Source organism: Candidatus Anstonellales archaeon (assembly GCA_038869735.1).
Lineage (GTDB): Archaea > Micrarchaeota > Micrarchaeia > Anstonellales > CG1-02-47-40 > JAWCQO01.
Genome location: JAWCQO010000004.1, coordinates 1 through 13725, shown reverse-complemented (window position 1 = coordinate 13725; position 13725 = coordinate 1). Strand labels below are relative to the sequence as shown.

13 protein-coding genes are annotated in these 13725 nt (G+C 39.0%); 3 read left to right on the top strand and 10 right to left on the bottom strand.

Going from position 1 to position 13725, the window contains the following annotated elements:
* Nucleotides 1-10 precede the first annotated feature (10 nt).
* The 8 genes from QXF67_02340 to rbcL form a co-directional block, all read right to left on the bottom strand.
* The gene (locus tag QXF67_02340) at nt 11-1531 is read right to left on the bottom strand and encodes a PrsW family intramembrane metalloprotease (GenBank protein ID MEM3060353.1); all 1521 of its coding nucleotides are present in this window, start codon (nt 1529-1531) and stop codon (nt 11-13) included.
* Nucleotides 1532-1554: 23 nt separating this feature from the next.
* Nucleotides 1555-3201 (bottom strand): tetratricopeptide repeat protein, encoded by a 1647-nt coding sequence (locus QXF67_02335; GenBank protein MEM3060352.1) that lies wholly within the window; start codon nt 3199-3201, stop codon nt 1555-1557.
* A 260-nt stretch (nt 3202-3461) separates the two neighbouring features.
* The gene (gene cca / locus QXF67_02330; protein ID MEM3060351.1) at nt 3462-4829 is read right to left on the bottom strand and encodes a CCA tRNA nucleotidyltransferase; all 1368 of its coding nucleotides are present in this window, start codon (nt 4827-4829) and stop codon (nt 3462-3464) included.
* A gap of 23 nt (nt 4830-4852) precedes the next feature.
* On the bottom strand, nt 4853-5383 hold the full coding sequence (thpR, locus tag QXF67_02325) for an RNA 2',3'-cyclic phosphodiesterase (GenBank protein MEM3060350.1): 531 nt from the start codon (nt 5381-5383) through the stop codon (nt 4853-4855).
* A 2-nt stretch (nt 5384-5385) separates the two neighbouring features.
* Nucleotides 5386-6177 carry a DUF2797 domain-containing protein gene (locus tag QXF67_02320; protein ID MEM3060349.1) on the bottom strand — a complete coding sequence of 264 codons (792 nt, stop codon included), beginning with the start codon at nt 6175-6177 and terminating at the stop codon, nt 5386-5388.
* Between the two features lie 102 nt (nt 6178-6279).
* A complete protein-coding gene (locus QXF67_02315; GenBank protein MEM3060348.1) occupies nt 6280-6699 on the bottom strand; it encodes a Holliday junction resolvase-like protein in 420 nt (139 codons plus the stop codon).
* A 6-nt stretch (nt 6700-6705) separates the two neighbouring features.
* Nucleotides 6706-7428, bottom strand: coding sequence for a hypothetical protein (locus QXF67_02310; protein MEM3060347.1), 723 nt, complete (start codon nt 7426-7428; stop codon nt 6706-6708).
* Between the two features lie 95 nt (nt 7429-7523).
* A complete protein-coding gene (gene rbcL / locus QXF67_02305) occupies nt 7524-8819 on the bottom strand; it encodes a type III ribulose-bisphosphate carboxylase (GenBank protein MEM3060346.1) in 1296 nt (431 codons plus the stop codon).
* 51 nt (nt 8820-8870) lie between these two features.
* Between rbcL and proS the strand changes: the two genes are divergently transcribed.
* Nucleotides 8871-10304 (top strand): proline--tRNA ligase, encoded by a 1434-nt coding sequence (gene proS / locus QXF67_02300; GenBank protein MEM3060345.1) that lies wholly within the window; start codon nt 8871-8873, stop codon nt 10302-10304.
* 8 nt (nt 10305-10312) lie between these two features.
* On the opposite strand, the gene QXF67_02295 is transcribed toward proS, so the two are convergent.
* On the bottom strand, nt 10313-10738 hold the full coding sequence (locus tag QXF67_02295) for a thioredoxin domain-containing protein (protein ID MEM3060344.1): 426 nt from the start codon (nt 10736-10738) through the stop codon (nt 10313-10315).
* Between the two features lie 65 nt (nt 10739-10803).
* Here QXF67_02295 and QXF67_02290 point away from each other — a divergent pair, with 65 nt between their 5' ends.
* Nucleotides 10804-12729 carry an amylo-alpha-1,6-glucosidase gene (locus QXF67_02290; GenBank protein MEM3060343.1) on the top strand — a complete coding sequence of 642 codons (1926 nt, stop codon included), beginning with the start codon at nt 10804-10806 and terminating at the stop codon, nt 12727-12729.
* A gap of 15 nt (nt 12730-12744) precedes the next feature.
* Here the strand turns inward: QXF67_02290 and pth2 are convergent, their stop codons facing one another.
* Nucleotides 12745-13140: a peptidyl-tRNA hydrolase Pth2 gene (pth2, locus tag QXF67_02285; protein MEM3060342.1), complete on the bottom strand. Its 396-nt coding sequence runs from the start codon at nt 13138-13140 to the stop codon at nt 12745-12747.
* Between the two features lie 62 nt (nt 13141-13202).
* On the opposite strand from pth2, the gene QXF67_02280 reads away from it, so the two are divergent.
* On the top strand, nt 13203-13725 hold a 523-nt coding region (locus tag QXF67_02280; GenBank protein MEM3060341.1), incomplete at its 3' end, for a hypothetical protein.

The following is a 13725-nucleotide window of genomic DNA, read 5'->3' as shown; positions in this document are numbered from 1 at the left end:
GGATTTCACTTTATTTTTTAGTGTTGTCAAAATTTAAACCCAACTCTTCTATCATATCTTTGGCTTTCTGACCGAGGTATCTTATCTTCTCTTCGCGCGTTGCGCTTATATACACAAACAGAAACATTATGCTTATTACTACGACGACAAGGGGATTAAAAACAAAGACAGGAACATTATAATTTGAGATTACAAATCCGTCAATAAGTGCGCTTAGGTTAAAGATTACGTGAAGAACAACAGAAGCGAAAAAGCCTGGTAATACGCCAAAATGAGCAAGAGTTGTAGCGCGAGGATGAGATTTGATATAGCCAATAGTCACAGCGGTAGCAGCCGCAAAACACCCGTGCGCTATTGAATTGAAGAAAGAACGATATAATACAAGAGAACCCCATGGTATCAAACCAAGTTCAAATGGATTTGTACGAGAGGTAAAATAAAACCAGTTTTCTATAAATGAAAATCCAACGCCAACAGTATAGCCAAAAAGAAGTCCTGAAAGAGCATCATCAAACTCTCGGTGAGATGAGAATATTAGAATACCAAGCCCTTTTGTGAATTCTTCAAAAAAGGGGGCAAGTAACGCAGCTACAAAAAAAGAAAAAGAAACTGTTGAGGTTGATAATCCAATTGCCTTGAAGATTGGCCACTGAAGATAGCTTAGCAAAAACGACAGAAAAGCTGAAAAGCTTCCCCACATAAAAAGACCAAAAAAAGCTCTTATTGGCTTTTTTTCATATTTTTCGGATAAACGTGCAATTACAAGATACGCAAGTGGAAGTATGAGGGCACCCATCCCAGAGAGGATAAGAAATTCGAAAGCCGCTTCTGATCCAACTTTTGATGATACATTATTATAGATTGAAACTAATAGGATGGAAATACCTGCCGCTTCAAAAAGCCAAAAAAGTGGATCTGTCATTATCTCTGCAGCTTTTTCCAGAATGGGCTTACCTTTAATATTAGGAAAAAAAAGTGTGCGGAGAGTGTATTCTGGGCTGTAAGAGGTCTGGTATGCTAACTCAAGAAGAATCGCTATCAAGATAATTATCAGTATCCCAAGAACAGGAAGGGCATAGGTATTTGTGTGGAGAATCATATCGCGAATGGATTTTTCATAGCTCCCCCAGCTTATGTCTATTGTGATATATCTTCCTAAAACGCTGCCATTTTTTTGGATGCCGACTATTGCATATGTTTTGTTATCATAGCGCGTGAACCTATATTTTGAATTTATTCTCACTAAGAGTTGTGTCTCACCGTGCGCAGGCACAACTGATGCTTCCTCTATTAATTCAAGTTTATCGCCGCTTTTTTCCATTATATATAAGGCAATCGGTTCATCTGTTGGGTTAAATACTTTTGCTGAAAAATTAATTGAACCTTCTATTTTGTCAAACTCAACAAAGGGAGGGGAGCTTATTCTTGCCTGTAAGCTTCCGTCCTGAAATGCGTCAGGCGAAATGGAAATTAGAGAAAAGAGAGAGCTTTTGAGTAGCAAAATAATGAGGAGAGATAAACCTGGCTTCATGGATGCCAAAGGAATTATGAGATTTAAAATGGTATTGGAAGATAAAGCGCAATTTTTCTTATAAGCCACTCTGCAGCTTTGACATACCATTTATTCTTCCACTCAATTACTTTTAGGAGGTCTCTGAAGGCCTCTTTTTCACCTACACCCATCTTGCTTTCAGTAATTTTTAAATGCTCTTTTCCGTCTATTATGGTTCTTTCTTCCTGCCGCCCTATTTGCTTTTTTGCTTGTTCGTACCATGGGGGCAAAGTAGAGCGTCTTTTCTTTAAAGCAGTTATAAAATCAGAGGTTGTAATATTCCTCTGCTTTCCTGTCTTGAAAGCCTCTCTCCATGGAATTGCAGCTGCATCTTCAACCAACGCTTTTAGGTCGGAAGAGGAGTAACCCCACGTTGCAAGAGCTATTCGGTTGTACGCAATAAATTTTGATACGGGCCTCTTTTTTGCGTGCATGCGAAGAATTGCTTTGCGTGAGGCAAAATCAGGTTCAGGTACAAATATTGTTTTTCCAAACCTACCAGAACGCCGCAGGGCAGGGTCAACGTCCCAGGGAGCGTTCGTAGCACCAAGAATGAGAACGTTTACGTTATTTGATTCGATTCCGTCCATTTCATAAAGGAGCTGATTTACTGCCATTTTCATATAAGAGGTAGCCTGCGTCATATCTTCTCTTCTCCCACCAAGAGCTTCAAGTTCATCGAAAAAAACTATACTTGGGGTATTTTTTCGTGCGGTTTCAAATATTGCGTGAATATTCTTTTCTGTGTTGCCTACATACATGTCCAAAACATCTGATATTTTTGCATTGATAAATGCAGAATTGCATTCTCCAGCTGCTGCCTTGACGATGAATGTTTTTCCACATCCTGGAGGACCATAAAGCATCATACCTCCGCCGCCAAACTTACCATACTTTCGTGCTAAATCAGGTTTGAGGAGAGGATAGACTATTGCTTCATTTATTTCTGTTTTTAGCTTCTCCATGCCGGCAACATCGCTAAATTTCATGTTTGGCTTTTGAAGAAGCTTTATTGGATTTATGCTTCCCTGCTGTGGGGTGCCAGATTGCCCGGCCCCTCCTCCTTCTTTTTTGCTCTTTGCTAACTCTCGATGGTTTATGGCTTCTGTGAAGTTTGGATTTAGCTCTATTGCTTTGTCGTAATCGGCTATCGCCTTATCAAGCTCATTTAAGTAATCATAAGCAAGACCCCGTAGATGATAGGCTTCTGCAAAAGTATGATTCAGCTCTATTACCATACTAAAGTCTTCTACTGCTTTTTCATAATCTTCCAAACAAGCGTATGCAAGTCCCCTATTATAGTATGCCTTGAGATATCGCCCATTCAGACTTATTGCTTTGTCATAGTCTAATATCGCTTTTTCAAAATCCTGTTTTCTATAATAAGAATCTCCTCTATTGTTGTATATTACTGCATTTTTTGGGTCTAACTCTGCAGCTTTTGTATAATCTTGAATTGCCTTGTCAAAATTCTTTAAGTTGTAGTAGCAAAGGCCTCGATTGAAATATGCTTCTGAAAATGCAGGGTTAAGTATTATTGCCATATTGTAGCATTCTATGGCTTTCTCGTATTCGCCCTTCTCATAAAGGAGATTACCCTTTTGATAATGGGTGCGAGCATCAGTAGGACTTGGTTTTGCTGGGGACATGAATAATCAATATATAATCTTTTGTCTTTCTTTAAAAACTTTGATAATTGGATGACAGACAACTTTATTATATGTCGCATCAGATAACTGTTGCGTCTGGTGCAAGTTTATTTTTGTAGATGAGATCCCGTTGTAAACAACAGATATTTGACTGTCTTCTGATTCGTATCACTTATCCTAAAGCGCTCAAGAGGGATTTAGAGGGCGTGGCAAATAGAGTGTTAGTGATTAAAAACCTGTTCTTTTCGCGACATAAGGTTTCATTCTATTTTTCTTGTATAGTAGTCACCTGCTACAGAGATATATTTATCGGACAATAAGTCTGAAAGAGTTAGGAAGCGGACTTTTTTAAGACAGGGACGGAAATTTTTTGGGATTCCATGTTTAGAGGGATTTTTTAATAGTATTTTTAGAGCCAAATAAGCATTAGTTAATTTTCTTTTTTCTATTGCAACGATTCGCTCGTGCTCTAAATGGAGATTAATGGCATTCTTGTGGGCTTCAATAAACTTAGAAACGTCATTTTCAAACTTTACTGCGGGACCATACAGTTTTCTTATTGCTGGAAGTTCATAAACGAGAAATTCAAAGAAAATCATGCATTTTTTACCATCAGACCAGAAATAGTGTCCAAGAGGGATAAAATCGCAAGCGTGAAGAAAAGCTAACATAGCCCGCGCTGTCTTGCGAAGCTGTGGCCACAAGATATCTTCAACTAAATTCGGTGCCTTAAATTCGATAGCAAGGAATCTTGACTTTCTGTCTAGAATCAGCTTCCTAAGGTGCTTTCTGTTATGGACGACTTTTTCTTTGAAAAAGAAGCTTGAAGATGGCTCTTTTAAGAATTTTCTGGCTGCAAGTATAAATCTGCTCAGGGATGTATGGGATATCACGGCAGCAACGTTTCTTTTCATATCTACTGGATCAATAATTACTATTGGAGAGTCAAACTTTTCCCTTGCTCTTCCGCCATAATAGTTTTCAATGTCGATTGTTGGGGAGTCCCACTTCGAAGCTGACTCAAGAAGCTTCATAAAGGTTCCATAACAGAGGATTAGAAGTTCGCATGCGTATCCTGAAAATCCCTCAACTCGAAGCTCTGCACCGTAGATTCCAAGATTTTTCATAAATTGTTTTAGCAGGCGTACGTCATCCTTCTGCGAGTCAGAAAGTCGCTCTTTTATGTATTTTGTATGGAGTTGAGATCGATCAACTGACGTACCTTTTTCTCGTATTCTGCCTATTTTATATGAGGGCACTATATCAATTTTATAGCCGTGAAAGTATGTGCGAAGATATGGATGTTCGGCGTATCTTATTTCGTATTTTGAATTCTTGCTTGCCTTTTTAGCGTATGTGAGACCCAGGGTTTTAACTTGCGTCTTTGAATAAGTTTTAGGAAATAAAAGAAAAAAATCAAGATCTGTTGAGCCTCTGAGGTGTGTTCCTTTTGCAACGGACCCCATAAGCTCTACGTCTACATCTGAAGGTACTACATTACGAAGGACTAGATAGAATTCATCGACTATTTTTCTTGTTGCGGCATTTTCCTCATGAGAAGGCTTTATTCTTGATAGTGCGTAAGCACAAATAACCATTGCCTTTTGGGTCTTTTGAGGTATATCCATATTGAAAGTATCTTCTTATACATTTATAAGGATGGATTGTTTGTGAACTGAAAGAGAGTTTCGTAAATTGGTCCAATAGGGGTTAGCTTACTCTGTTTTAGAGCAAATGAAGTGCACTTAAAAGAACCGAAAAAAACATCTTTATATAAGGAAAAGAAAGACTGAAGCTGGTTTGGTTGATTTCCGGAAAGTCGTGCCAACGTTACATGGCCTTTAAACGGCTCGTGGCTTAGAGAAAGATGCTCCTCGATAGTTTTTACTAGAGCTGAGAGTTCTTTTGAATCTGCGCCAGCCCATATTACGCGAGCGTGCTTTTTATTTGGGAATGCACCTATTCCATGTATTACGATATCAAATTCCTTAAAGGGAACTTTTCTAATAAGCGTTATAATTTGGTCAACCTTCTCAGGCTGCTGCTCTCCTAGAAACTTAAGAGTTATATGGAGGTTTTCTGGTGGAACAGTTCTGATATATCTGCCCTTAAGTGCTCTTGCTACTTGAAAAAGGTATTTTTGTATATTCGGAGGAAGGTCGACAGCAAAAAAGACACGCATAATCAAAGATTAGCAAAACTAACTAAAAATCTTCCCTCTTGAGACTTCATGTTTATGAGATATTTGTTATCTTCAGCATCGCTCCAGAAAAGCAATAAGCCTTTTGCACCCAGAATTTTTCCATCGATTTTTTTTGACTCTAATGCATTGGTTACGTATGGATAATGGGTTCCAAGATCTAATATTCTCGGGGTTAATGAAAACTCACAAAAGACATCTGACTCCAGAACACGCTCTATTGCTCGCTTGAGATTCTCCTTTGCCTTTTTGGAATCGAAGTTTATTCTTGCAATTTTTTCTTTTATAAAAACAGCATTTGAAAAACCAAAAGTTTCTTGAAGTTCTTTTTCTATTCGAAATGCGAGTGAGAGACCATTTACCTCAAATAGGGCACAGCCAAAATCTGCTCCCTGCTCAATAAACCTTTCATTGAGCCTTTCATTTTTTGTGATTCCGCATTTAATTTTATCTTCTCCAAATGCGGCTAGGTAGATATAATAAGATTCATTTTCTAACTCTTTTTCTAGGTGAGGGTAGAGGGAAAAATCTCCGATAGTATAGATGCGAGAGATATCTCGATAAGAGCACAGCGGACACTGACGTATATTTCTTGTAATGGCTGGGCAGCGGTTCCATGGGTTGGGTGAAGAATCGGATCTGTATCCAATGCATTGGCGGTATTTAGAAAACAGAAGGCGCATCTCTCCCTTCGTATCTAGATTTGATACGGTGTCACTGTCCCTGATATCTATTTTCATTTCTCTTGAGTTAAACGAAAGGATATGGGGGTACATGCATTTATATGGATTGATTAGATGAATTAAAATTTTATGTGGGACATAGAATCCGGGCGCAGAATAGATTTATCAGGTTGAGTAGGTAGGTTTATGTTTTTGCTAATTGGGCTCATCTTGCAAAGATGTTGGAAGAGTATACTCCTCCCAATCAACCTTACCTTTCTTCACCGCATCGCGTAATTTTTTTTCTTGAGTCGAAAGAGTACTTTTGCCTGTTTTGACTTCGACAAATATGACACGCTTGATATCTTTTTCGTCCATTCCCTCAAAAACTATAAAATCAATTGGCTTTCCTATAAAGCGCACCTCTGTAGGAGAATATTTGAAGTTCGGCAAATATGGAGCAATCTGCTCCATAAATTGACCTGTCAAGACTGAACGCGATCTTTTTATGGCGTCTTCTCTTATCTCGGATACCATCTTTTCTAATCTCCTCTCTGTAATCAGCTGCCCAAGAAAAAAGCCAACAATTATTAAAAGAGCGGAAAGAGCAAAGAAGTAAAACTCGTTTATCTCCATCAATATTCACTGTTCAGTCTTTGAGATTAAAGTGGATATGTATTTACTAATTTTGTTGGTATTAGCATAACTCATTAAAGCTTGGTTTTGAGTCTCTGATTCTGACATTCTCTTTTTAAGAAGTAAGATTGATTTTGCCATTACTATTTGAGCAAAAGACGAGCTTAGGATGAATAATGATGTTAGGAGCAGACCGTTGCATTTGCGCAGTTCGTCTTCGGGAGCTTTGGAAGGATCTTTGTCATATAAGAGCTTATAAAAGTCGTTTCTAGCCTCGATAGGACGAAATGGACGGAATTTTGATAAAGCTCGCACATCTGCGAGTGCAGATGAAATAGCGTCCCCGTCATATGGCTTCTTCTTTCTCAGACGCAAAAGGAGGTTTACCTTGCGTCTTTCAATAATCTGTTCGGCTTTCTTATCAAGAAGAAACTGAAAAGTTGAGAGAAAAAAGTTTTCGAAGCCCTCTTTTATCGCAACATTTGTTACTTTCTGAGCCAAACGATTTTGAGTATCCAGAAGATGCTTTTTTCCGAGGACTTTATAGAGTGGAGGAAGACAATAAAATTTTTCTTGTTCGAAACTAATCATTCTAATGGTCTGTTCAAGTAGTTCATTCTTAGAGAGAGATGGATTCGGTTTTTTTCTAAAGAAGTTTCTGAGATTAAATTTGTGATTGGTACTGATGTCCCTATCACCCTTGGACGTTGCAATGATTTGAGAATTCATATTTTTTCACTTACATCTACGTATAGCTGAAATCTAACGTGAGATGTTATAATATATTGGAAAAAAAAGGATATAAGGCTTATTGTCTTGATACGTTATTTTGGCTTGAAATGGCCCCATTTCTGAAGTGCTTTCGCAAGGGCATTGCTTTTTTTGGATGCTTCTTCCAAGCTAATGCCATCAAGGGTCGCATATATTGCGTCCATCGCAGCCTTCGCTCCAGCACGTGTTCCATCAGGGTGACCATGAATCCCCCCACTGACAAGTATTACGCAATCAGTTCCGAAAAGTTTAATTACGTCTGGGATAAGGCCGGGATGCAGACCTCCTGAAGAAACAGGAAGCGCTGGTTTTATATTACCCCAGTTTTGTTCAAGTAGAAGATTTTCAACGGCTTTCACCCTTTTTTCTCTCAGCACATCCGAGATTGCTTTTATCTCATCTTTGCGGCCTACAAGTTTTCCAACACCAGTACCAGCATGAAGCTGATCAACGCCTATCAGCCGCATAAGCTTTGCAAGAAAGAGCATCGAGATTCCGTGTTTTGGATTGCGGTCAAAGGAGGCGTGCATAGCACGATGAGCATGTATTGCCATTCCATAGTCTTCGAGTATTTCGCGCATATACTGCACGGCACTTGTACCCGCTACAACAACATCAATCATCGCAAACCCAAAACCTGATTCGTATAACAACTTTGCCCTCTTTTCCATAACCTCAACAGGGGCAGTTATGTTTATTAAAGCGTCTTTTTTGTCTCCAGTGGCCTTCTCTGCTTTCTCACGCATTCTTTCCATCAAAGCTACTCTCTCCTCAAATTTGTTGAATGTGACAGAGGTTAGATTTTCGTCATCCTTAACAAGGTCAAACCCCCCCATCCAAGTTTCATAGGCTATCTGCGAATGTTCCAGAGAAGAGAACCCAATTTTTGGTTTCGGTACTGCGCCGGTTAAGGGACGGTTTTTTATACCCATCAGTTTTCTTACTCCTTGAATTCCCTTTGTTGGGCCTTTGAAGCTTTTTAGGTATTTGGGGGGGAATTTTGCGTCTAAAAGCCTTAAATTTTTGATGGCTTTCATGCCAAAAATGTTTCCAGCAAGTCCAGCAAGAAGTTGGGGTGCATTTGCTTCTTCCCATAGCTCTATAGGATAGGCTATTTTGGCAAAATTGCCATTTAACTCATAAACCTTTGCCATCAGCTTTCTCATGCGTGGAGGGAGGGTCGCAAGAGTTGTCCACGTTCCTGTTGAACTCTCAGAAGCTATTCTTCCTGCAGCTTCTTTTTTGCTTATTCCATTGCCGGGCTCAAAATAAAAAAGAGCAACTATATCATCTGCGTTGGGGAGATAGTCTTCATCTACAAATTCTAGATACCAATCAATTTTCGCCATGGTAAAAAAAATAAAACAAACTTAAAAAGGATTCCGTTGAAACTTTTGATTATGAAGAATCCAAAAAACAGATTTTCAGAATGGTATAGTGAGATTACTCAAAAAGCCGATTTGTGTGATTTACGTTATAACGTGAAGGGATTTGTAGTATTTATGCCTAACTCAGTAATAACCATGAAGGAGATGTACAGAATCTATGAGAAAGAGTTGGAAAAAAGGGGCCACAAGCCAATTTGGCTCCCAGCATTAATTCCAGAATCCAACTTTAAGAAGGAAGGAGAGCATGTAGAAGGATTTACACCCCAGGTTTTTTGGGTAAGCCATGCCGGGAAGAATGCTCTTGAAGAACGATTAGCTATGCGACCTACTTCGGAAACTGCGATTTATAAGATGTTTTCTCTTTGGATTCGTAGTGAAAATGACCTTCCATTTAAAACTTACCATTCTGCCCAAGTCTGGAGATATGAAACAAGGGCGACAAGACCATTTATAAGAAGCAGGGAATTTCATTGGATAGAAACCCATAATGCGTTTGCAAATGTGGAGGACGCGCTCAAGCAGGTAAAGGAAGATATGGAGTTAACCGAAGAAGTGTTACATAAAAGATTTGGGATTCCGTTTATATTTTTTTCTCGGCCTCAGTGGGATAAGTTTCCAGGTGCTGATTACACTTTTGCTGCGGATACCCTTATGCCTGACGGAAAAGTGTTGCAGCTTCCTTCGACACATTTAATAAGTGAAAAGTTTTCAAAGGCTTTTGGAATCGGATATCTGGATAAGAATGGAGAGAGAAGAAATTGCCGCACGACCTGTTATGGCCCAGCAATATCTCGTATATATGCTGCACTTATTTCAATTCATGGGGACGATAGAGGGCTGGTCTTGCCATTTGAGCTTGCTCCTGTTCAAGTGATTATAGTCCCAATAATAAAAAAAGAAAGGTCAAACGACATAATCTCATTTTGCAAAAAAGTTTGCAAAAAACTAGAGACAAAGTATAGGGCCTTTCTTGATCTTTCAGAAAACACGCCAGGTTTCAAATTCAACAAATGGGAGATGTTGGGCGCTGCTATTAGAATCGAAGTCGGTGAAAAAGAGGTCGCTGAGAGTAAAGTCACTTTAGTAAGACGAGATACTGGTGAAAAGGAAACTGTGAGCCTTAAGGAGTTAAACAGAAGAATCAGTGCAATAAAGAGAAATATGATAAGCCGCCTCAGAGAAAGAGCAGATGATGAATTTCAAAGGAGGATTTTTGATGCAAAAAACATCGATGAGCTTAATGAGAAGATAAAGTTGGGTGGTTTTGTTAAGGTCCCTCTGTGTACTATAGAAATGGAAGGGAAGATTTGCGCAGATAAGATAAAGGAAGTCTCTAATGGTGACGTAAGAGGGGAGGCATACGGAAAAAGAGAAAAAGTAGGTGGAACGTGTGTGGTGTGTGGTAAAGCCGCCAACTCTTTGGTATATGTAGCTAGACAGTATTGAAGACTAAGTTAAGAAGAGCACTTGGTCGGCTTTGGTGGTTTAAAGTGTGCGCAGACCCAAAGATTAAAATCTTGTTTGCTTCTCTCCCCAACAAGCGCAGTTTCTCCATTTATAACAAAAGTTGGGAAGCCCTTAAAGAAACCCATTTCTGTGTATTTCTCATAAACCTCCTTTATCTTCGGATTTGCTATGTCTTTTTCGTTTAACATTATTAATTCAAATCTATCTGGAGGGAGCTCTCGAGCCAACTCAAGAACGATTGGCTTCATATTGTTGCAGTGAACGCACCAGTCAGCATATAGGAACTCGAGTTGGACTTCTTTTTTAGTTTGAGTAAAATTCCCTTGTTCAGACGTGTTGATGCATCCAAGAAGAGTGATAATCCAAAAAATAAACAAAATGCTTTTTATATTGATCTCCTTGATATCGATCACCTTTTGCCACTTAGTTTAAAAAAACAAGTTTATAAATAATTAAGTAGTAGGTTTTGTGATGAAAAATGATTTCTTTTAGGAGTGAGGACTTATTATTTGAAAAGGGAAAGACAAATGATTGGCTTCTTTCAAATAGGATAGGAGGATATGCCTCATCTACGATCATAGGATTAAACACTCGAAAGTATCATGGGCTTTTGATAGGGTCTGACCAGAACCTTACAAGAACACTTTACCTCTCAAAAATAGAGGACAGTGCAGTTATTGGAGAAGAGGAATTTCCGCTTTCCGTGAATCAATATCCGGAGGGGGTTATCCATCCAGACGGACATAAGCGCCTTCGTCTTTTTGAATTCTCCGACGTAGCAAAGTTCGTCTATTACGTCGAAGGACTTGAAATCCAAAAGACAATAATGGTCGTGACGGGGGAAAACACTGTTGTAATAAATTACCGTTTGGAAGGTTCAAGGAAACCCGGCTCTTTTCTCAAGCTACGTCCTCTTATAAATATCCGTGACGTCAATTCAAACACTCAAAGAGAAATAGATTACAGTGTAAAGCGAATAGGCAATGGTTTTTTTGTTATGCGTCCCAAAGTTCTTTACGTTATTTCGGATTTGGCAAGTTACAAAGAAGAACCTTTAACCTATTACAACATGGTTTACGAAAGAGAGAGGGAAAGAGAAACTGGGGAACTGGATAACCACTATTCTCCCGGTTATTTCTTATGTTCTTGTGAGAAAAACGAAATGAATATAATAGCTTCGACTGAGGAGATAAATTTTGAGCGAATAAAAAAAAGGCTCTCACAGGAAGCAAAAAGAAAAATTGAAATGCTTGAGCGGTATTATAAAGAAACTGGTTTTAGCAAAAATGTTTTTGCAACTTCTCTTGTGCTTGCAGCAGACTCCTTCGTCATTGAAAGAGAAGGAAAAAAAGCTATAATCGCGGGATATCATTGGTTCTCTGAGTGGTCTCGGGATGCTCTGTTATCTCTTCCCGGATTATTACTTTCAACTTATAGGTACAACGAAGCATCCGAAGTTCTGGAGAGTATAGCTAACAGAATGAAAGGTGGAAGTATCCCGAATATTTTTGGTTCGGATGCACCAAATGCAGATTCCCCGCTTCTATTCATAAATGCAGTCTATTTGTACTTAAAAAAGACGGGTGATTTTGGATTTGTAAAGGACAAGATGTGGAAAAAAATGAAGGAGGCTATCACGTGGTATCTTACTGCCAATGAGTTCTGCGAAGTGGATAAGGAAGATGGGCTGTTGAAAACAAAGAAACCGGGGCTTACGTGGATGGACGCAAAGGGCCAAAGTGGATTTTTTAATCCGAGAGTTGGTAAACCTGTTGAAATAAATGCTCTTTGGTTTAACGCTGCAATGATCATGAGTGAATTAGCAGAAACGTTCGAGCCATCAGTAAAGGAGGAGTTTTCTGCTCTGGCTGAAAAGATAAAAAAAGGATTTCAAAAATTCTGGAATCCTGCTAAACGTGCTCTTTTTGACATGATTGAGCCGGCGGATGCGGCTACACGGCCAAACCAGATATTTGCTGTATCACTGCCTTTTTCTCCGCTTTCGCATGAACAACAGAGGGGAGTCTTTGCAAAGGTTTTTAGGAGTCTTTACACTCCTCTTGGATTGCGGAGTTTATCTCCGTCAGACCCACAGTATAAGGAGGTTTACTCTGGGAATCAAGAAGAAAGAGATGCAGCATACCACAATGGAACTATTTGGCCATACCTTCTTGGAGCCTTTTTTGATGCGCATAGAAGAGTCTTTAAGAGAGTAGAAGCAGGTGCAATAGAATTAGTGGAGCCGTTTGAGGACAACTTAAGAAAATATGGTGTTGGGACCGTGAATGAGATATTCGAAGCAAAAACATTGAGACCAGATGGCTGTATTTCCCAGGCTTGGAGCGTTGCAGAGATACTTAGAGTTTATACAACTGTAAAAAAAGATGGGATACACTGGTTTTAGCAAAAACGCCGCATACTAAAGGAGTTTTAGACGGGAAGTAAATTTGTCTATTGTGGATTCGTAATATGGACCTAACGATATGCATGTAGGGGTTGATGGAGCGATTTGTGTCTTTCCTGCGTCGCGTATTATAACGCAAGGAAGTTCCTTTTGAGCATTAGAGTAAAGATCTAAAAGTGCGCTTTCACTTTCGACTTTCAACACTATTTTTTCTTGCCCTCCTTTTTCCCATTTTAGAACGAGTTCAGGGCTCTTTTTCTTTACCAGTATGTAGCCCATTACGGCTGCATGTGCCACTTGAGCAGCAATCTTTCCTTTTCCCATTTTTAAGTCCGTTCTTACTACTATAGCCTGCTTTACTGATTCATTTTTTAAGTTGTTACGAATCTTTCCAAAGATGCGATTTAGCATAGTATCAACGCTATAAGAATGAGGGGATTAAGAATATAAACGGAGCTAGTCACATCCAACTTATGATTGAAAAGATAAAAGAAATAGCTAAGAACATTTTATTACTGGAAGAGAGGAGAAGGAAGCTTGCAGAGTTATTACGTGCAGAATCTTCGCCTTATTTTGAAGGTGCATATGAAAAGAGCTTTATTAGGGGAATAGATGAGATCAAAGTGAACGGAAAGGTATGCGCAACTGATTCAGGAATCATGCTTGGTGCTATGCATGGTATTGATATCTTTGTTTGTAGAGCTGTTGCAGTATCATTTTTGTATGAAAACTCGACTCTTAAGTCATGCGAGTATTATCCCTCTCCCAGAGCAGATCCAGAAATAGAAGTTAAGAATGCTTTGGATATAGAAGATGTTTTATGGAATTCTTCCCTCTTCCGTCTAAAAAGTGAGATTGAAGTTTCAATAAATGCTGTTGAAAAATTATCTCCGGATTATCTTTTTCTTGATGGATCAATTGTCCCTCTTGTTTCAGATAAACCCAAAACGGAATCCCAGGTGATTGGAGTATATAATGAGGTTATCCGTCTGTATA